Annotated in this window: 14 protein-coding genes; 6 read left to right on the top strand and 8 right to left on the bottom strand. The window is 68.0% G+C overall.

Annotation, left to right across the window (positions count from 1 at the left end):
• The first annotated feature begins 7 nt into the window (after window positions 1-7).
• The 3 genes from I4Q42_RS04235 to pip all read left to right on the top strand — a co-directional run bounded on the left by I4Q42_RS04235 (window position 8) and on the right by pip (window position 5,781).
• Window positions 8-847: a nitroreductase family protein gene (locus I4Q42_RS04235; RefSeq protein ID WP_198574818.1), complete on the top strand. Its 840-nt coding sequence runs from the start codon at window positions 8-10 to the stop codon at window positions 845-847.
• A gap of 588 nt (window positions 848-1,435) precedes the next feature.
• The gene (locus I4Q42_RS04230) at window positions 1,436-4,585 is read left to right on the top strand and encodes a TonB-dependent receptor (protein ID WP_198574817.1); all 3,150 of its coding nucleotides are present in this window, start codon (window positions 1,436-1,438) and stop codon (window positions 4,583-4,585) included.
• Window positions 4,586-4,695: 110 nt separating this feature from the next.
• On the top strand, window positions 4,696-5,781 hold the full coding sequence (gene pip, locus I4Q42_RS04225; protein ID WP_198574816.1) for a prolyl aminopeptidase: 1,086 nt from the start codon (window positions 4,696-4,698) through the stop codon (window positions 5,779-5,781).
• On the opposite strand, the gene I4Q42_RS04220 is transcribed toward pip, so the two are convergent.
• The 8 genes from I4Q42_RS04220 to I4Q42_RS04185 all read right to left on the bottom strand — a co-directional run bounded on the left by I4Q42_RS04220 (window position 5,778) and on the right by I4Q42_RS04185 (window position 17,863).
• Window positions 5,778-6,002, bottom strand: coding sequence for a hypothetical protein (locus I4Q42_RS04220; RefSeq protein ID WP_198574815.1), 225 nt, complete (start codon window positions 6,000-6,002; stop codon window positions 5,778-5,780). The genes pip and I4Q42_RS04220 overlap by 4 nt on opposite strands.
• A 1-nt stretch (window position 6,003) precedes the next feature.
• Window positions 6,004-7,569, bottom strand: a complete 1,566-nt coding sequence (locus I4Q42_RS04215) for a carboxylesterase/lipase family protein (RefSeq protein WP_232792848.1) — start codon at window positions 7,567-7,569, stop codon at window positions 6,004-6,006.
• A 14-nt stretch (window positions 7,570-7,583) separates the two neighbouring features.
• Window positions 7,584-9,776, bottom strand: a complete 2,193-nt coding sequence (locus I4Q42_RS04210; RefSeq protein ID WP_198574813.1) for a beta-glucosidase family protein — start codon at window positions 9,774-9,776, stop codon at window positions 7,584-7,586.
• 12 nt (window positions 9,777-9,788) lie between these two features.
• Window positions 9,789-11,765 carry a glycoside hydrolase family 3 protein gene (locus I4Q42_RS04205; RefSeq protein ID WP_198574812.1) on the bottom strand — a complete coding sequence of 659 codons (1,977 nt, stop codon included), beginning with the start codon at window positions 11,763-11,765 and terminating at the stop codon, window positions 9,789-9,791.
• Window positions 11,766-11,848: 83 nt separating this feature from the next.
• Window positions 11,849-14,041 (bottom strand): TonB-dependent receptor, encoded by a 2,193-nt coding sequence (locus tag I4Q42_RS04200; RefSeq protein WP_198574811.1) that lies wholly within the window; start codon window positions 14,039-14,041, stop codon window positions 11,849-11,851.
• Between the two features lie 322 nt (window positions 14,042-14,363).
• Entirely contained in the window at window positions 14,364-15,389 is a 1,026-nt protein-coding gene (locus I4Q42_RS04195) for a LacI family DNA-binding transcriptional regulator (RefSeq protein WP_198574810.1), read from the bottom strand.
• A gap of 86 nt (window positions 15,390-15,475) precedes the next feature.
• Window positions 15,476-16,888 (bottom strand): phospholipid carrier-dependent glycosyltransferase, encoded by a 1,413-nt coding sequence (locus tag I4Q42_RS04190; protein ID WP_198574809.1) that lies wholly within the window; start codon window positions 16,886-16,888, stop codon window positions 15,476-15,478.
• A 42-nt stretch (window positions 16,889-16,930) separates the two neighbouring features.
• Window positions 16,931-17,863, bottom strand: coding sequence for an intradiol ring-cleavage dioxygenase (locus tag I4Q42_RS04185; protein ID WP_232792847.1), 933 nt, complete (start codon window positions 17,861-17,863; stop codon window positions 16,931-16,933).
• 270 nt (window positions 17,864-18,133) lie between these two features.
• On the opposite strand from I4Q42_RS04185, the gene I4Q42_RS26300 reads away from it, so the two are divergent.
• From I4Q42_RS26300 to I4Q42_RS04170, 3 genes are read left to right on the top strand one after another with little or no spacing between them, the layout of a single operon-like run.
• Window positions 18,134-18,673, top strand: coding sequence for a lytic transglycosylase domain-containing protein (locus I4Q42_RS26300; protein ID WP_269816448.1), 540 nt, complete (start codon window positions 18,134-18,136; stop codon window positions 18,671-18,673).
• Complete coding sequence (locus I4Q42_RS04175) at window positions 18,670-18,966, top strand: TrbC/VirB2 family protein (RefSeq protein WP_198574807.1); 297 nt, start codon at window positions 18,670-18,672, stop codon at window positions 18,964-18,966. Before I4Q42_RS26300 ends, I4Q42_RS04175 begins: the two co-directional genes overlap by 4 nt.
• Before the next feature lie 8 nt (window positions 18,967-18,974).
• Complete coding sequence (locus tag I4Q42_RS04170; RefSeq protein ID WP_198574806.1) at window positions 18,975-19,259, top strand: type IV secretion system protein VirB3; 285 nt, start codon at window positions 18,975-18,977, stop codon at window positions 19,257-19,259.
• Window positions 19,260-19,263: the final 4 nt, after the last annotated feature.

The following is a 19,263-nucleotide window of genomic DNA, read 5'->3' as shown; positions in this document are numbered from 1 at the left end:
ACAATCCATGCCCGCTTCGCTCGCGCGCCAACCCACCGACCATCCGCTGCTGAGCGCCCGCTACGGCCAGTCAGCCCCCGCGATCGGGGCGTTGCTCAACCCGACCATCGAGGGCCTGCTGGCCCACAGGTCGGTGCGAGCCTATCTGCCCGATCCGCTGGCCGAGGGGGTGGTGGAGACCCTGGTCGCCAGCGCCCAGTCGGCGGCGACCTCGTCGAACCTTCAACTGTGGAGCGTCGTCGCGGTCGAGGACCCGGAACGCAAGGCGCGGCTGGCGGACCTGGCCGGCGGTCAGGCCCATATCCGCCAGGCTCCGCTGCTGCTGGTATGGCTGGCCGACCTGGCCAGGGCCGAGCGCATCACCCGTCAGGCTGGCCAAGGCAAGGAAGCGCTCGACTACCTGGAGAGCTTCCTGGTGGCCGCGGTCGATGCGGCGCTGGCGGCCCAGGCCGCCGTGGCGGCTCTGGAGTCCCTGGGCCTGGGGTCCGTCTATATCGGCGCGCTCCGCAACCGCCCCGAGGCGGTGGCGGCGGAGCTCGGCCTGCCGCCGCTGGTGCTGCCGGTGTTCGGCCTCGTGGTGGGCCATCCCGACCCCGCCGCCCCGGCCGCTATCAAGCCGAGGCTGTCGCAGGCGGCGGTGCTGCATCGGGAAACCTATGACCTGGCGGCCCAGGACGCACCGGTGCGGGCTTATGACGAGACCCTCGGCGCCTTCCAGACCTCGCAGGGCCTGGCGGCGACGGGCTGGAGCGCAGCGATCGTCAATCGGGTCGGCAACGCCAAGGCCCTGAACGGCCGCGAACGCCTGCGCCAGGCCCTGGAAGGCTTCGGATTCCCATTGCGCTGAGCGCCGCGGCAACTGTGATCCCGATCGAGAAGGCCGCCCGGCGAACCCGTCGTGCAACCTCCACGGACGCCACCGTGGCTCGCACGAAGATCAGAAATCATTTCTACTTTGCAATATAGATTACGAATAGATTTCCATAGATCGTCCCAAAATACAGACACCATGAAACATGGCGTTATATTGTCATTATGCGGCCACTTATGAATTGACAAACCAGCGGCTTCTATAAAATTGCCAGCATCGCCGGAGAGATCAAAAGATCCGCGACGAACGTAAAGACCGCTCACGCACGCGACGTCGCAATAACCCCTGCGCACGATCGCAAACACACCGAGGCATGAACGCCGAGACTTCGGCGCGCTTGTCTTTGCTCGCGAACCACCCCCTCGCCGTCGCCAAGTCGCGTCGGCGCAATGTTCGCCCGGGCCCGGTGTTTCCGCACGCCAGCTTCGATCCATGCGCCAAGACCGCGACCACAGCGGCCTGCGCACGCTCTGGCGCGTCTTCGTTTTCGGCCAACACGCCGCGGCGCCCTGAAGAGCCCGCGCGAACAAGGGCGGTCACCGCCCACACTCTCGGAGGGAAGTTATGAAGAACGTCCGCAGATCACGCCTCGACACCAAGTTGCTGACCACCGCGGGCCTGGCAGCCGCCATCCTGGGGTCGAGCTCGTCGATCGCCCTGGCGCAAGCCGCCCAGGCGCCCGCCGCAGCGCCCGAAACCACGGTCGAGAACAAGGTCGACGAAATCGTCGTCGTCGGCACCCGCGCCAGCCTTCAGAGCGCCATGGGCCGCAAGAAGCGCGCCGGCACCGTCTCCGACTCCATCGTCGCCGAGGACATCAGCCAGTTTCCCGACAAGAACGTCGGCGAGGCGCTCGGCCGGGTGACCGGCGTGCAGCTGGCCCGTGACTTCGGCGAAGGCAACGCGGTGTCGATCCGCGGCGTCGAGCCCGACCTGAACCGGGTCGAGATCAACGGCATGAGCACCCTGTCGACCGCCGGCAACCTGTCGGTCTACGGCGGCGGCGGCCGGGCCAACGACTTCCGTGAGCTGGCCTCCGAACTGGTCAAGTCGATCGACGTCTTCAAGGGCTTCACCGCCGACATGACCGAAGGCGGCGTCGGCGGCACGGTCAGCGTCACCACCCGCAAGCCGCTCGACTTCAAGAAGCCGACCCTGTCGCTCACCGGCTCGCTGCAGAACCTCGACACGACCAAGGGCTGGAAGCCGCGCGGCAACCTGTTCGCCGCCACCCAGCTGTTCGACGGGCGCCTGGGCCTGATGGCCAACGTCACCTACGACGACGTCACCACCCGCGGCGACTATGTCCGCAACTCGTCCTGGGCCCGCCTCGCCGACTTCGACGGGTCGGCCGACAAGACCGTCAGCTATTACAACACCGCCTACAGCCAGCAGATCAACGCCCTGGCCAGCGGCGTCACCACCTATGCCGGCTGCTCCAGCCTGACGACGCCGGACTCCAGCCAGATCTCGACCACCAACCTGCGCACGGCTTGCCAGAGCCAGTGGTACGACTATTCCCCGCGCGTCGCCCGCTATGGCGTCTGGACCCGTAACAACGAGCGCCTCTCGGCCGAATTCACGGCGCAGTACAAGGTGTCCGACCGGATCGACATCTGGGGCAGCTATAATCGCAACGAGCAGTCGCAGACGCTGAACGACATCAACTACGGCACCGACTTCACCTCGACGACCCGCCTGCGCAACGCCGCCAGCGCCACCGCATGCTCGTCGAGCAACACGACGGCCAGCTCGGTCAAGGTCGACGCCAACCACAACGTCATCCAGTACACCCTGGGCAACTGCCTCACCACCTCGGGCGCAGGCGGTTACAACGGCTTCGGCATCTCGTCGCGCGACTTCCAGTACGACAGCAAGAGCAACTACTACAACTTCGGCGCCAACTATCGGGGCGACCGCCTGGACATCCAGTTCCAAGGCTCCAACGCCGACACCTCGACGGTTTCCCAGACCAACAATGTCAGCGTCAGCTTCGACACCCCCGGCCTGACGGTCACGCTCGACCCGACCACCGGCAGGCCGTCCTTCACCTTCGCGACCGGCTACAGCCCGTCGGACGCCTCGGCGATCCGTCAGTGGCAGATCCAGTACCGCCCCTCGAATTCGGGGACCAAGGAAAAGCAGTACAAGCTCGATTTCGACTACGACACGCGCTGGTCGTTCCTGCCGAAGATCGAGTTCGGCGGCCGCGCCACCGACTACCAGACCCAGGGCTACGGCTACGGCGGCTACATCCTCGACGGCGGCTCCAACGCGTACTCGACCGCCGACGACCTGGTGCTCTACACCAACGCCGTCAATTCGACCGCGACGGTCAGCAACACCCAAACCGCCGACCAGACCGCCGCGACCAACGCCTCGGCCGCCTCCACCACCGGTTACTGGTCGACGACGGAAAGCTGGTCGCGGGCGTTCTCGAACGCCGTGTTCGCCGACGCCATGACCAGCCTGCCCTCCAATTTCTACTACGGCGGCGGCTCGCTGCCCTCGACCTGGCTCTATCCGAACTACAGCTCGGTCACCCAGTACCTCGACACGTCGCACTTCAACCTGAACAACCTAGTGTCCACCGTCGGCAGCGACGGCAACGCCTACACCCAGATCCCGTCCTACCGGATCCAGGAACAGACCGACGCCCTGTACCTGAAGTTCAACTACGCCTTCCCGGTGTTCGGCTATGATGTGAACGGCAACTTCGGCTGGCGCCGGGCGCACACCAAGACCACGGCCACCGGCTCCTCGACGCGCAGCGAGACCTACGCCACCACCAACGGCGGCACCTCGACGACCTACGTGCTGAGCAACGAACAGGTCACGATGAACAAGGAGTACACGGCCTGGCTGCCGAGCTTCAACGTCGGCCTGTGGGCGATCCCGAACAAGCTGTCGGCTCGTTTCGGCTTCGCCCAGCTGATGGCCCGTCCGCGGATCGACTTCCTGATCCCGGCGGTCACCTGCACCACCGACAACTCGCCTGACGCCAACGGCGACTACGACGAGCCCAGCTGCTCGGCCGGCAACCCGAACCTGAAGCCCTATCGCGCCAACCAGTACGACCTGTCGTTCGAGTACTACCCCAACAACGACACCCAGATCTCGGTCGGGCTGTTCTACAAGGACATCAAGTCGTTCTACCTGTCGTCGAAGACCCTGATCGGCAAGGTCGACGTCTATGGCGACGGCACGCTCTACAACTACAACACCTACATCAACGGCGACGGCGCCAAGATCTCGGGCGTCGAGGTCACCAGCAAGACCGCGTTCACGTGGCTGCCGGGGCTGCTGTCGGGCTTCGGCGTCGACGCCAACTACACCTATCAGAAGGCCAAGGACGTCGAGCTCTATTCCACGCTCGACGGCTCGCCCCTGCCCTTCCCGGGCCTGTCCAACAACAGCGCCAACCTGACGCTCTGGTACGACAAGCGCGGCGTCAACGCTCGCCTGGCCTACAACTATCGCTCCAAGTACCTGTCCTCCGCCGCCGACACCTCGGGCCAGCCGGTCTTCAAGGAGCCGACCGGCTATCTCGACGGCAAGATCAGCTGGAAGCCGGGTCCGCAGGGCCTGCAGCTGTTCGTCGAAGGCAAGAACCTGACCAAGGAAGAGGAAATCTCGACCGCCGGCGACATCCGGCTGATCGAGCAAGGCTACTTCGGCCGCCGCTTCTTCATGGGCTTCACCTACAAGTACTAGAACCAAGAGCCTCGGCCGCGCCTGCGCGCGGCCGAGGTCATTTGCTGCAAGCGTCCCCGCGACCGATTTGGTAAGCCGCTCGAACGGAGTCGCTTACGGAAGGGCCGGTCATGAATTTCTCGAACCTGCGCACGACCAGCAAGGTCACCACCGAGTGGAAGTACGGCCAGCCGACCGCCAACAAGAGCGGGTTGCTGCAGGTCGACACAGCGCCCGACCACAAGCTCTACTGGGAAGAATACGGCAATCCGGACGGTGAGCCGGTGATGTTCCTGCACGGCGGCCCGGGCGGCGCCTGCGCCCCGCCGATGGCCCGGTTCTTCGATCCGCAGCGCTATCGCGTCATCCTGTTCGACCAGCGCGGCTGCGGCAAGAGCCAGCCGACCGTCGCCTCGGCCGGTCCTCAGGTCGCCCTGACCCACAACACCACCGATCACCTGGTCGACGACATCAACAAGCTACGCGACGCGCTCGGCATCACCGGCCGCATGCATGTGTTCGGCGGCAGCTGGGGCAGCACCCTGGCCCTGACCTATGCCATCCGTCATGCCGACAAGGTGGCCTCGCTGATCCTGCGCGGCATCTTCCTGGGGGCGACCGAAGACCTGCTCTACATGTACCAGGGCAACGCCGCGGCCTTCACCCAGACACCCTATGCCCTGACCGAGCCCGGCGCCTACATCGCCTATCCGGACGAGTGGAAGGCCTTCGTCGAGGTAATCGCGCCGGAGGACCGAGGCGACATCATGGGCGCCTACAAGGCGATCTTCGACATGGTCCCGACGACCAACGCCGAGCGTCAGCGCCAGCTGGAGGCCGCCGTGGCCTGGTCGGTCTGGGAAGGCACGATCTCGAACATGATCCCGGACACGGCCGACGCCGGCAAGTTCGGCGAGGCCGACTTCGCCCTGTGCTTCGCCCAGATCGAGGCCCACTTCTTCGCCAACGGCCTGTTCCTGGAGCCGGACTACATCGTCCGCAACGCCGACAAGCTGAAGGGCCTGGACATCCATATCGTCCACGGCCGCTTCGACCAGGTCTGTCCGCTGTCGCAGGCCTCGCGCCTGGTCGCGGCGCTGGAAGAGGTCGGCGCGCCGCCAGCCAGCTACGTGAAGACGGACGCGGGCCACAGCGCCATGGAGGGCCAGACGGTGCTGGCCCTGACGGCGATCATGGACGGGTTGCCGAGAATCTAGGCCGCCCTGCGGCTGGTCTCCCCACACATCCGCCGATAGCGCTCCAGCAGCCGCTCCAGGGTCGCCCGCTTGACCGGGCGGCCGTCGCGCAGCTTGACCCAGGTGGTCTCGCTGATGCCGAAGGTGTCCTGCAGGCAGGCCTTGGTGGCCGCCGGCAGGACACGGCGCAGGGCGTGGAAGGTGTCGCGGTCGATCACCGCGTCGGCCAGCCGCGCGGCCATCTCACTTCCCCGCGGTCGTGGCCTGGACGAGGTCCAGGCGCGCCTTCGACGCATCGGGTCCGACCTTCACGCCGTCATTGGTGAAATCGATGATCGCATCGCCCTTCGCGTCGTACCTCGGCCAGGCCGGCAAACCGGCGGCCTCGGGCGCGCCCTTGCTGGCGAAGGCGATCCAGTAGGCGTGGGCGGCCTTGGCGGCGGCCGCGTCGGCCGGCGTCAGGGCCGCGCCATAGCGGGCGTCGACGGTGTCGAAGACGAACGGGATCTCGGTGGCGTGCGGGGCGGCCCACCAGTCCTTGCGCTGGCTTTCGGCCACGTAGGAGAAGCGGAACGACCACACCGGCGCACCCTGAGCCGACAGCGTGCGAGCGACCTCGCGGGCGGGCTCGATGAACATCCGGTCGCCGGCGGCCTTCCAGCCATAGACCTTGATGTCGCCGCCTCCGGTCGGGTCGTAAAGCTTTTCAGCCTCGGCGCGCCGGTCGCCGAACGGGGCGAAGACCTGATCGCGCGTGCCGCCGAAGAAGAAGCCGTCGGCCCCGGTCGCGCCGACCAGCACGGGCGTCTTGGTCCACTCGCCGGCGGCGTAAGCGTCGAGCACCGGCTTGGAGACCAGCTTGCCGTCGACCATCGGCCCGCCGTTCCAGGTGGGCACGCCGGAGGTCGCCATGTTCAGGCCATCGACCACGGCGTCCGCCGACAGAGCGCGCAGGGCGGCCAGAGCCTCAGGTCCCTCCCCGGTCACGCCGGCCTTCGTGGCGAAGGCCACGCCGACGCTCTCGGCCGAACGCTCGCCCGGCGCAGCCTTGATCGGCAGCGAGGGCAACAGGCGCGGCCGGCCGCCGCCGGACTGGATGATGGCCTTGTGGAACAGCCCCTTGGCCAGCGGCGTGGTCAGCAGGGCGTTGACCGACATGCCGCCAGCCGACTCCCCGAAGATCGTGACGTTGTCAGGATCGCCCCCAAAGGACGCGATATTGGCCTGCACCCATTTCAGGGCCGCGATCTGGTCCATGAAGGCGTAGTTGCCCAGCAGGCCGCCGTCGGCGTTCTCGGCGCTGAGGGCAGGATGAGCGAAGAAGCCGAAGCGGCCGATCCGGTAGTTGAAGCTGACCAGAACCACGCCGTCGCGGGCGAAGCGGTCGCCGGCATAGACCGCCGGCGAGGAGCCGCCGTTGACGAAGCCGCCGCCGTAGATCCAGACCATCACCGGCTTCCTGGCCTTGGCCTTGATCGCCTCTTTCGGCGTCCAGACGTTGACATAGAGGCAGTCCTCGGCCGGCTTGACGCCCAGCGGCGCGGCGTCGCCCGGGAACGGATTCTGGGCGCAGTCGGGGCCGTAGTCGGCGGCCGGGCGGACGGCGGTCCAGGCCTTGGGCGCCTGGGGGGCGCGCCAGCGCAGCGGGCCGACCGGCGGCGCGGCGAACGGCACGCCCTTGAAGGCGGCGACCGAACCGGCCTCCACGCCCTCGACCGGGCCGGAGGTGGTCTTGACCACCGGGCCGGCGGCCAGGGCGGCGCCGGCCGCCAGGCTGACGGCGAGCGCCAGGATCGAAACGGACTTCATCGACATCCCTCCCCTTACGGCTTCAGCGTCCGCGCCTTGACCTTGGCCCCGCCCTTGAGGGCGAGGTCGGCCGCCGAGGCGCCGACGGCCACCTGATAGTCGCCGCCCGTGACCACCCAGCGACGGCCCTTGGCGTCGAAGCTGGCCAACAGGCGCGGATCGGCGGTCACGGTGACGCGACGGGTCTCACCCGGTTTCAGCGACACCTTGTCGAAGCCGATCAAGCGCTGCAACGGCTTGCCGGCCGCGCCGGTCAGATAGACCTGTGGGACGTCCTTGCCTTCACGCCGGCCGGTGTTGGCGACGTCGAAGCTGACGGTCACGCTCGCGCCGCCCTCCAGCTTAAGGTTCGAATAGGCGAAGGTCGTGTAGGACAGGCCGTAGCCGAACGGGAACAGCGGCTTGTCACCGGTGACGGCGAAGCGGCGATAACCGACGTCGGCGCCCTCGATGTAGGGCACGTCGAACTGGGTCTTCTCAGGCAGGCCTCGGCCCGGTAGGGCTTCGCGCGGATACTGGCTGAGCGAGGCCGGGAAGGTCATCGGCAGGCGGCCCGATGGATTGACCGCGCCGAACAGCACGTCGGCGATGGCTTCGCCGCCCTTGGCGCCCGAGTACCAGGCCTCGACCACCGCGCCGGCGTCGTTCAGCCACGGCATGGCGACCGGACCGCCCGTCTGCAGCACGACCACGGCGTTGGGATTGGCGGCGGTGACCGCGGCGATCAGCTCGTCCTGACCGTTGGGCAGCGACAGGTCGAAGGCGTCCTCGCCCTCGCCCATCCACTGGTTGCCGAACACCACGACGATATCGGCGGCCTTTGCGGCGGCCACGGCCGAGGCGACGTAGCGGCCGTCGTCGAAGGTGACCTTGGCGTCCGGCGCGGCCTTGCGGATGGCGGCCAGCGGCGAGGAGCCGTTGAAGTACTGGCTGCGGAACGGGCCCATCATGCCCTCGCCGCCCAGCGGCACGACACGCTTGGCCCCGCCTGGCGGCACGACCTGGGACGAACCGCCGCCCGACAGCACGCCGGCGTCGGCGTGGCCGCCGATCACGGCGATGGTCTTGGCGGTCTTGGCCAGCGGCAGCAGGCCCTCGCGGTTCTTCAGCAGCACCACGCCTTCGGTGGCCGCGGCACGGGCGATCTGCGCATTGGCGTCGTAGTCGATGGCGCCGCCCGGCGTCACCGGCTTGTCGAACAGGCCGGCGGCGAACATCGAGCGCAGGATGCGGCGGCTGGCGTCGGCCAGGCGCGCGGCCGGGACCTCGCCCTTCTCGACGGCGGCCTTCAGCGGCTCGCCGAACCAGATCTTGGCGTCGAGCTGCTCGCCCGACTGCTGGTCGAGACCCTTGAGGATGTAGTCGGTGGCGTGGACTGCTCCCCAGTCCGACATCACCCAGCCCTTGTAGCCCCAGTCGCCCTTCAGGACGTCCTTGAGCAGGTGGGGATTGCCGCAGCTGTAGTCGCCGTTGACGAGGTTGTAGGCGCACATCACCGAGCCGGGCTGGCCCTTCTCGATGGCGATCTGGAAGGCCAGCAGGTCGCTCTCGCGATGGGCGGCCTCGTCGATCACCGAATTGGCGAAGTGGCGGCTGGTCTCCTGGCCGTTCAGCGAGAAGTGCTTGATCGTCGAGACGATGCCCTGATCCTGGATGCCCCGGATCTGGGCGGCGGCCAGGTTGGCGGCCAGCCACGGGTCCTCGCCGAGATATTCGAAGTTGCGGCCGTTGCGTGGGTCGCGGGCCAGGTTGACGCCGCCGGCCAGCTGGACGTTGAAGCCCTTCGCCCGCGCTTCACGACCGACCACCGCCCCGCCCTCATAGGCCAGCTTGGTGTTGAAGGTCGCCGCCAGCGACAGACCCGAAGCCAGCGCCGTGGCGCCGTCGCCCGGGCGCACGCCGAGCGGGTTGGTGACGCCGAGGCTGGCGTCGCTTTCCTCCAGCGCCGGCACGCCCAGGCGCGAGATGCCGGGGATGTAGCCGGCCGAGCCGATCGCGCCCTCGGGCTTCTTTATGCCGAAGATCGGCATCGACATCGGGCCGTGGACCAGGCCGATGCGCTCGTCGAGGGTCAGCTCCTTCTCCAGCAGGGCCGCGCGCTCGTCGGGCGAGAGCTTGGTGTTCATCCATGGCTGGGCGGTTTGGGCGGAGGCGGCGGAGGCCAGCGAGAGGGCCGCGATGCTGGCGGCGGTCGTCAGACGGATCATGGTCGCGGGTCCTCAGTAGGTCAGGCCGTAGTGGATCGGATAGAGCGGCTTTTCGCTGTCGTGCGGGGCGTCTTCGGCCTGGGCTTCGACGGCGGCCATCGACGAGGGCAGCTCGAAGGGCAGCTTGCCATGGGCCTTGGCCTTGCCGGTGACGGCGTCGAGGAAGGCCTCGTCGCTGGCCCCGAAGTCGCCGACCAGCACGGCGGCCTTGTCGCGGACATTGGTCAGGATCGCCGGGCGGTCGAGATAGACGCTGACGATCGTCGGGACCTTGGCCGAGGCGGCCTTGATGGCCTCGTAGTCGGCGTTGCCGTCCTTGAACGACAGGTCGCCCTCGTGCTGGAAGCTGCCGAAGGTGTAGTTGGGGTGCAGGGTCTCGAACGGCGTCGCCGCGCGGATGATGGCCAGATCGGCCTGGGCCAGGTCGTCGACCGGCGTCAGGCCATGGGCCTTGGCCGCCTCGGGCGACACGCCCTTCAGCCACACCTTGCGGCCGGCGGCCTTCAGCGGCAGCAGGCCGTTCTTGTTCTCCAGCACCGTCAGGGCCGCGCTCTGGGCCGCCTGGCCCTCGGCGACGAAGGTCTTGGAGCCGACCACGGCCGTGGCGGCCTTGGGGTCGACATAGGGGTTCTCGAACAGGCCCTGCGCGAACTTCACCACCAGGATGCGCTTCACAGACTCGTCGATCCGCGCTTCCGTGATCTTGCCCGCCTTCACCGCGGCCACCAGTTCGGCCGTGTCCTCGACGCCGCCGAACTGGTCGAGGCCCGCATTGACGCCCTTGGCGTAGCGATCGACCTTGGCCAGGTCCTCGACGCCCCAGGCGGTGGAGAAGCCCTCGAAGCTGGGACGCACCCCGGCCGGGAAGCCGTTGCGGCAGGTCTCGCCGCAGTCGTTGGTGATCGCCCAGTCCGACAGCACGATGCCCTTGAAGCCGTGCTTGCCGCGCAGCAGGTAGGTCAGCAACTGCTTGGAGAAGCCGGCCGCCACGGGCTCCAGCGGCGTGCCTTCGAGCGCCACGCCCTGGAGGATGGCGTAGGTCGGCATCACGCCGACGACACCGGCCGCGAACGCCTCGTCGAACGGCTTCACGTGCAGGTCGAACTGGCCCTTGGGAAAGACGGCGTAGCGGCCGTAGCTGTTGTGGCCGTCGAAGCCCTTGGCCGACGCGCCGTAGCCGACCCAGTGCTTGACCACGGCCGAGACGCCGTTGCTGGCCAAACCGGTGTCCGAGCCCTGGAAGCCCTGGATATAGGCCTTGGTCATCTTGCCGACGAGGTCGACGTCCTCGCCGAAGGTGCCGCTGGTGCGCGGCCAGCGCGGTTCGGTCGACAGGTCGGCCATCGGCGACAGGGCCTGGTGGATGCCGACGGCTCGGTATTCCTGGCGGGCGATCTCCCCGAAGCGCTTGACCAGCTTGGCGTCGCCGATGGCGGCCAGGCCCGGGGCCTCCGGCCACTTGGAGAAGCCGCCGGCCTCGACGCTGGCGCCGGCCGTGAACTGGAAGTGGTGGCGCGGATCGGTGCTGATCGTCGCCGGCACGCCGAGGCGTCCCTTCTCGGCGACGGCCTGGATGGCGTTGTTCTGCTCGGCCAGGAAGGCCGGTGCGCCCGCCAGGCGGGTGATGAAGGTGGTGACGTGACGGTCGATGACCAGCGGCGTCGCCTTGGCCATGTCGTAGCCCGAGCCCATGCCGGCCACGCCCATCGGTCCGGTCGCCGGCAGAGTGCCGTGCATCATCTGTCCGGCCTTCTCGTCCAGCGTCATGCGCTGGCTGAGATCGGCGGCGCGTGCTTCGGGCGACAGCCGCCAGTCCTCGTAGGGCGCCAGCTTGCCGTCGCGATCGAGGTCGCGGAACTTCAGGCCGTCGACGGTGATGACCTTGCCGTCGCGAACGCCCAGTTCAGGTTGCTTGGGCGCGGCGGAGGCCGGCCCGCCGAGGATCGCGGCCGAAGCGGCCAGGAGCAGGAGGCGGCGGTCGAGGATCATCGGCTAAACTCGCTTGGCAATTCGAAAAACAAAGCGCGCCCGGCGGGCAGGGTCCGCCGGGCGCGAGGGGGAAGCAAGGAAGGCTAGAAGGTCACGCCCAGGCGCAGACCGTAGGTGCGCGGCGGCGCGTAGAATTCCCCGCCGCCGTTGCTGGCCAGGCCCGTCGTCGAGTTGGGCGACGAAGCGGTGCGGACCGCGTCGTCCTCGAGGTTGCGGACATAGCCTTGCAGGGTCCACCGGTCGTCGGCGCTGGCGTAGGTCAGGCTGACGTCGGTCTTGGTGAAGGCCCCTTCCCGGTTCTGGGCGAAGCCGTGATATTCTAGGTTCTTGGCGCTTTCGTAGTGGCTCTGGACCCGGCCGGTGAGCGTGCCGCCGAAGCTCGGCTCCCAGATGTGCTGGTAGCCGACATTGACGCTCCATTCCGGCGTGCGGGCCATGCGGCAACCGGAGAAGTCGGTCGAGCGCGGCGCGGCCGCCGAGTAGTTGGCCGTATAGCAGGCGGCGATCGCGGCGTTGGCGTCGTTGTTCGAGAACGAGTCCCCGCGCGGCAGCACGAAGTCGGTATATTCGGCGTGCAGCCAGCCCAGGGTGGCGTCGATGCGGTCGTGCTCGGTGATCGCCAGGTTGGTCTCGAACTCCAGGCCGTAGATCTTGGCCTTGTCAGCGTTGAGGGTGACCGTTGCGTCCTGCCCGCCGATCGTGCCCAGGGCGCTGACCTGGAAGTCGCGATAGTCGTAGAGGAACGCCGTCGCGTTCACCTGCAGGCGGTTGTCGAGGAAGCGGTTCTTCACCCCCGCCTCGTAGGAGGTGATCTTCTCCGGCGCATAGACGTTGTCGGTGACCCCGTCGTAGTAGCCGCCCGCCTTGTAGCCCGTGGCGATGTTCGCATAGAGCATCGACGTCGAGGTCAGGTCGAAGTCGGCGCCCAGCTTCCAGTTGGTGGCGTCCCACTTGGCGCTGGCGATATTGGCCACCACGGTCGAGACGATGGCCCCGCTGGAATTGGTGATGTAGGTGCCGCCGGTGCGGCCCTTCTGATCCTCGGTATAGCGCAGGCCGCCGGTGACGCGCAGCCGGTCGGTGACCTCGTAGGTGGTCTGGCCGAAGACGGCGATGCTTTCGGCGGTGACCTCGGGCTGGATGAACGACAGGTACGAGTTGGTCGCCAGGAAGACGCGGAAGTCGACGTCGTTGTTCTCGGTGAAGCGATAGAGACCGACCACCCACTTAAGCTTGCCGGTGTCGCCGCCCAGGCGCAACTCGTGCGACCAGGTGTGATCCTCGCCCCAGAAGTAGTTGGGCGCACCGCTGCTGGCGTTCTCGCCGGTGCGGTCCAGCTCCGAATAGTTGTAGCCGACCAGGTAGGTCAGGTTGGCGAAACCCAGGTCCCAGTTGGCCTCGGCGCTGGTGCTGAAGAAGCGGTTGTCGCGATAGAGATTGGTCGAGCAGTTGCAGGTCCACGGATCGCCGGTGACCCTGGTGGTGCCGTAGGTTCCGTCGCCGCCGCCGGCCCCGCCCTGATGCAGGTGATCGGCGTTGACCAGCAGCGAGAAGGCGTCGGTCGGCTTCCACAAGACCCGCAGGCGGGCCGACTTGTCGTCCTGGTCGTAGCGATCGTTACCTCCGGTCCCCGAGCCGTTCTTGATCGACTTCACATAGCCGTCGTGGCGGCTCTGCTGGAACGAGGCGCGGACGGCCAGGGTGTCGCCGATCGGCACGTTGACCATGCCCGAGGTGGTGAGGGCGGCGTAGTTGCCGACGTCGAGCAGGCCCGAGCCTTCATACTCGCCCAGCACCGGCTTCTTGGTGATGACGTTGATGGCGCCGGCCGTGGCGTTGCGGCCGTAGAGCGTGCCCTGCGGGCCGCGCAGCACTTCCACCCGGTCGACGTCGTAGAACAGCGCGCCCAGCGAGCTGGAGCGGGCCTGATAGATGCCGTCGATATGGTAGGCCACCGCCGGGTCGCCGACCTCGGTGGTGTTGGTGCTGCCGATGCCGCGCAGGAAGACCTGGGCCGTACCGGCGCCGCTGGAGGTGATCTGCAGAGCCGGAACCTGGCTGGCCAGGTCGACCACGGTCTTGATCCCCTGCGATTCCAGCTTGTCGCCGGTGACCGCCGAAACGGTCAGCGGGGTCTTCTGCAGGTTTTCACTACGCCGCTGGGCGGTGATGACGACCTCGTCGAGCTGCACGGCCTCGCCCTCTTGGGCGAAGGCGGCGGGCGCGTTGAAGCAAACGACCGCCAGGGCGGCCGAAGCGAAGAGCATGGTGCGCATGTCTGTCCCCTTTCCTGCGCAGCCGGGGACGGATCGACGCTCTCGCGCCGCCGGCTCCAGCCAGGTCCCGGCGCCGCTTTGGACGTCCGGGCTATGTTTCCTCCACCCCTTGTCCCGGGGTTTGAGCAACGCTGCCCTGGCGGGATGTCCCGATGACGACAACGTTGTCGTAGATTGACACCACGATACGACAACGTTGTCTACGTCATTTTCAGAAGACACCGCTGTCTGGAATTTTGATCGCCTATACCGATTTTACCAGGGATTCATGATCCCCTATTTCAGTACATAACCGGAATAAATTCCCGCAACTCGCGCGAGATCAGGACGCCGGCCTGGACGACGAGCCGCGTTCGACGAGGTGGTAGTCGAGTTGCCGGGCGGCGGTGCGGTTGCGGAAGCGCGGGTCGCCGAATCCTTCGATCAGCATCTCGGCGGCGGCCTCCGCCATTTCGGCGATCGGCTGGTGCACGGTGGTCAGACTGGGCCAGGACGACTCGGCCAGCGGACCATCGTCGAAGCCGACCACCGTCAGCTCGCCCGGCACGGAAACACCCCGCTTCGACGCCGCCGACAGCACGCCCAGGGCCATGGCGTCGTTGGCGGCGAAGATCGCCGTCGGCGGCTCGGACAGCGCCAGCAGCCGGTCGCCGGCCTCCAGGCCCGACAGCGGCATGAAGTCGCCGCCCGCGATCCATTCGGGCCGCACGCGCGCTCCACGCTCGGCCATGGCGGTCATGTAGCCTTCGCGCCGGCGGCGGGCCGAGCCGTGGTCGGCGGGACCGTCGATGAAGCCGATGCGGCGGTGCCCCAGGTCCCACAGCCGGGCGGTCATGTCGTGGGCGGCCTGCTGGTCGTCCATGAAGACATAGGGCGAGCGGCCGAAGTCGCGCCCCGGCGCGACGCGGACATAGGCCAGGCCCTGCGCCTCGATGATCGCCAGGATCTCCGGGTCGTCGCAGACCGGCGGCGTCAGGACCAAGCCGTCGAACCGTCCCGCCTTCAGCGCCTCGCCGAAGGTCGGCCCCCTGCCCTGCCCCAGGTCGTCGACCTGCTCGATGACCATATGATAGCCGGCCCGGCGGCAGGCGCGCATGGCGCCGACCTGGACCTCGCCGACATAGTGGTAGGCGCCGACCCGCATGAAGACCACGCCGATCAGGTAGCTGCGACGGCTCGACAGCGAGCGGGCCGAGACATTGGGGCGGTAGCCGAGCTTGGCGACCAGGTCCTCGACCCGCGCGCGGGTCTCGGGGCCGACGCCCTCCTCGCGATTGATCACCCGCGAGACGGTCTTGATCGAGACCCCCGCCTGCTTGGCGATATCGACGATGGTGATGTCGCTCATGCGCTCCGCTCGGCCGTTCGCGGACCACCGCGGGACCTGTGGTAGCGGGCGAGACGAGCCTCTCGCAAGCCCGTTGAGCGCCTGCCCTAGCGGCAATCCGCTACATGCGGCCCCAGCAGGGTCCTAACCGCGCAGCCGGCGTGGGTCAGGGGGCGGTGATAGGTGAAAGGCGCATAGGCCAGGAAGCCCAGCAGCACCGCCCCCGTCGCGGCCGCCAGCAACGGCATGCGGCGGCGCGCGACGGCTGGCCAGCGGGCGCAGGCCTCCTCGAAGGCCAGGATCGCCAGGGCCCAGCTGATCAGAAGCCCCGGGAAGTAATGATAGAGGTACAGGACCCGCTGCTGGGCCAGCAGCAGGTGCGCGGTCATGAACATGGTCCAGCCGGCCAGCAGGGTCAGCATCAGCCGGCGGCGGAGCACCGCATCGTCGTCGAGACCTCGGCGCAGGCAGACGAGCCCCGCCGCCAACAGCATCCCCAGCAGGCCGATCGCCCAGCCCGCCGGATTGCCGACCAGTTGCAGGTAGCGCGTGGTGCGGCCATCCGAGTCCCAGCGGTAGTTGATCGCGCCGACGGATAACGGCCAGCCGAGGGGCGAGGAGCCGTTGGGATCGGCCTTGGGCGTGCCGGCGAAGTCGGCGGCGATAAAGCGGCGGTAGTCGGATCCGGCCGCCCAGACCACGGCTGGCGACAGGGACCGCTTGCCCTCCAGGAAGTCGCGATAGGTTGGCGAGACGAAGGCCGTGTCCCGCGCGCCGGCCGGCTCGCCGCGCATCGGCGGCAGGGGCGCGACTGCCACATGGATCGTCATCACCACTGCGACCGCCGCAAGACCGCCGCCAACGAGCGCGAGCACCCGCGCTCCCGCGGCGCGCCACGGCTTTGGTCCGCGCCACGCCAAGATCGGCAGCAGCAGGCCGATCGGAGCCAGAACCACCGCGTTCAACCGAACCATGGCGGCCAGGCCGATCAAGACGCCGAAGGCCAGAGCGTCGGCAATCCGGGGCTTCACACGCCGCGACGCGACGGCCAGAACCAGCAGCGCCGCCAGCAGGAAGACCGACTGGAAGGCGTCCAGATGCCCGGCCCGGAACTGCACGGCCAGGGCGTTGTCGAAGATGTAGAGGTTGGCGAAGGCCTGGGCCGCGCCCAGACGCCCGCCATTGAGGACCAGGGCCAGACGGAAGAACAGCGCCGCGCCCAGGATCCCGAACACGACCGAAGCCGCGCGCAGGCCCCAGTAGCTGTATCCGACCGACACGTCCTCGCCCTTGACCGACTTGGTCTCGGCCAAGCGATGGGTCGGCAGGTCGCGGTTGCCGTCGACGACCAGCGCCCCCGCCGCGATCAGCATCAGGCCCAGCGGCGGATGCGAGGCGAACTGGGCGGTGCGCTCCAGATAGCGCTGGGTCGAGGTCAGGTAGTAGGCCTCGTCCCAGATCGGCTGGGCCGGTTGGCCGAGGCGCGGGACGAGGACGAGCGCCGACAGCACGGCGACCATCAGGGTCGCCAGCCACCGCTCCCTCGCCCCCGCCTGCATCCGTCAGACCGCCAGGCCGACGACGACCGTGCCGGTATAGCCGGCCGAGATGCTGCCGGTGATCGTCGGCGTCTGGGCGGCGATCTGGGCGCTGGTGTTGTCGCCGAAGACGTTGTCGCTGGCGATGGTGATCGCCGCCTTGTTGGTGACGCTGGCGCTGTAGCCGGTGGCGCCGGCATAGACCGTGTCGCTGACCGCACTGGGCATGGCGAACTGCGAGACCAGCACGCGGTTGGCGTAGCCCGTGGCCGTGGCCAGGCTCGGATAGACCTCGAAGTGGATGTGCGGCCAGCGGCCCGAATAGGCGCCCGGATAGATGGTGGTGAAGGTCACCTGGCCGTTGGCGTCTGTCACCTGCACGCCGCGCAAATAGTTCTCGCCGGTGATGCCGCTGGAATAGAGCGAATAGTTGCCGTCGCGGGTGCAGTGCCAGATGTAGATGGCGTAGCCCGACAGCGCCGCGCAGCTGTTGTTGGTGTTGACCAGGGTGATGGTCAGGGTCAGTTGCACGCCCGGCGCCGTGTGGGTCGACGAGCCAAAGCTGGAGCGGATGTCGCTGCGCACCACGCCGCTGGCGGCCAGGATGTTCGACACCACGCCGTTGACGCTGTTGGAGCCGTCGCTGGGATAGGGCCCGTTGGTCTCGGTCGGATCGGCGATACAGCTGCTGACCGAGGTCGAGCTGGACGAACTGCTGGAGCTGCTGCTCGAAGAACTCGACGAGCTGGAGCTCGAGCTGCTGCTCGAAGACGACGAGGATGAGCCGCCCGAGCTGGAACCACCACCGCCCCCGCCGCAGGCGGCGACCAGGGCGGCCGTGCCGCCGGTGGCCAGCCAGGCCAGCATGCGGCGCCGCTCGACGATGCGGGCGGTCATGGTCGCCAGGTCGTGCTGAAGACCCAGGTCGTGCTCTTCGATCGGATGGTCGTCGTGCATGATGTCGCTGTTTCCTCCATGCGCCCGGTGTCGCCGACCCGCGTTGCTCGGGCCGGTCTCCGGCGTCCTGCCTTTGAAACAGTGTATTTCGCTGGAAATATGCCAGGAGGGTATTTCGGGCGTATCAGCACCCCGAAAGGCGATACAAAACCAATACATAACGACAAATTGCGGACGCCTTGACCTCCCAATACTGGTTTCATGGGCTGGGAACCGCAAAGATTCCGTACTTTTCAGCAGCAATCGCTCAGGTTGGCGACGGCCCTAGGCTTGACCCTGGCGATGGCCGGAACGGTCCACGCCCAGGTGTTGCAGATCGAGGATGACGGCGCAGTGCGCCGCGTCGGCGGCGGCTGGCCGGAGGCGTTCGAAACCGCCCCAGCATCGAGCGTCGCGGCGCCTCTCATCCCCGCCCCCTATCGCGACGCCGTACTGGCCGCGGCCGCACGTTACGACCTCAGCCCGGCCCTGATCGACGCGGTGGCCCGCTCGGAGTCGGGCTACGACGCCATGGCGGTGTCGCCGGCCGGCGCGATCGGCGTGATGCAGCTGATGCCGGCCACGGCCCGATCGCTGGGCGTCGATCCGGCCGATCCCACGCAGAACATCATGGGCGGCGCGGCCCACCTGCGCGCCCAGCTCGACCGCTTCGACGGCGCCGTGGACCTGGCCCTGGCCGCCTACAACGCCGGCGGCGGTCGGGTGGTCCGGTACGGCGGCGTGCCGCCCTTCAAGGAAACCCGCGCCTACGTGGCGACCAATCTCGACCGGCTGGCCAAGGCCGCCGCCTTCTCCGGAGACGCTCCATGACCGCCCGCCGCCTCACCTTCGCCGGCGTCACGGCCGCCGCCCTGGCCGGCTCGGCCCCGGCTTTCGCCAGCCCGCAAGGCTCGCAGCCGATCGCCAACGCCGTGGCCTGGGTGCAGGGCACGATGCTGGGCAATGTCGCCACGGCCGTGGCGGTGATCGCCGTGGCCATGGTCGGCTTCCTGATGCTGACCGGCCGGATGAACTGGCGGTTCGGGGCCACCGTGGTGATGGGCTGCTTCATCCTGTTCGGGGCCGGCACCATCGTCGCGGGCATCCGCGCCGCGGCGGGCTGAGGCGCGCCATGGCCGAGCTCGCCCGCACCCCGATCTTTCGCGCCTTGACCCAGCCACAGATGTTCGCCGGCGTCACCTACAGCTTCTTCGTGATCAACGGGATCGTGACGACCGAAGCCTTCCTGGTGACCCGCTCGTTCTGGGCGCTGATCCTGGCGGTCGTGGTGCACGGCGTCGGCTACGTCGCCTGCCTGAAGGAGCCGCGGATCTTCGACCTGTGGCTGACGCGGGTGAGCAAGTGCCCGCGCGCCGGAAACTGGCGCCGCTGGCGCTGCAACAGCTACGCCCCCTGAGAGC

Origin of the sequence: Caulobacter hibisci (assembly GCF_016135805.1) — a bacterium.
In the GTDB taxonomy this organism is placed as follows: Bacteria; Pseudomonadota; Alphaproteobacteria; order Caulobacterales; family Caulobacteraceae; genus Caulobacter; species Caulobacter hibisci.
This window is presented reverse-complemented; position numbering and strand designations above follow the sequence as displayed.

What these genes read in the sequence shown, in the direction of transcription:
- I4Q42_RS04235 (WP_198574818.1), top strand. Translation starts at nt 8, where the DNA reads ATGCCCGCTTCGCTCGCGCGCCAACCCACCGACCATCCGCTGCTGAGC.
- I4Q42_RS04230 (WP_198574817.1), top strand. Translation starts at nt 1,436, where the DNA reads ATGAAGAACGTCCGCAGATCACGCCTCGACACCAAGTTGCTGACCACC.
- pip (WP_198574816.1), top strand. Translation starts at nt 4,696, where the DNA reads ATGAATTTCTCGAACCTGCGCACGACCAGCAAGGTCACCACCGAGTGG.
- I4Q42_RS04220 (WP_198574815.1), bottom strand. Translation starts at nt 6,002, where the DNA reads ATGGCCGCGCGGCTGGCCGACGCGGTGATCGACCGCGACACCTTCCAC.
- I4Q42_RS04215 (WP_232792848.1), bottom strand. Translation starts at nt 7,569, where the DNA reads ATGAAGTCCGTTTCGATCCTGGCGCTCGCCGTCAGCCTGGCGGCCGGC.
- I4Q42_RS04210 (WP_198574813.1), bottom strand. Translation starts at nt 9,776, where the DNA reads ATGATCCGTCTGACGACCGCCGCCAGCATCGCGGCCCTCTCGCTGGCC.
- I4Q42_RS04205 (WP_198574812.1), bottom strand. Translation starts at nt 11,765, where the DNA reads ATGATCCTCGACCGCCGCCTCCTGCTCCTGGCCGCTTCGGCCGCGATC.
- I4Q42_RS04200 (WP_198574811.1), bottom strand. Translation starts at nt 14,041, where the DNA reads ATGCGCACCATGCTCTTCGCTTCGGCCGCCCTGGCGGTCGTTTGCTTC.
- I4Q42_RS04195 (WP_198574810.1), bottom strand. Translation starts at nt 15,389, where the DNA reads ATGAGCGACATCACCATCGTCGATATCGCCAAGCAGGCGGGGGTCTCG.
- I4Q42_RS04190 (WP_198574809.1), bottom strand. Translation starts at nt 16,888, where the DNA reads ATGGTCGCCGTGCTGTCGGCGCTCGTCCTCGTCCCGCGCCTCGGCCAA.
- I4Q42_RS04185 (WP_232792847.1), bottom strand. Translation starts at nt 17,863, where the DNA reads ATGCACGACGACCATCCGATCGAAGAGCACGACCTGGGTCTTCAGCAC.
- I4Q42_RS04175 (WP_198574807.1), top strand. Translation starts at nt 18,670, where the DNA reads ATGACCGCCCGCCGCCTCACCTTCGCCGGCGTCACGGCCGCCGCCCTG.
- I4Q42_RS04170 (WP_198574806.1), top strand. Translation starts at nt 18,975, where the DNA reads ATGGCCGAGCTCGCCCGCACCCCGATCTTTCGCGCCTTGACCCAGCCA.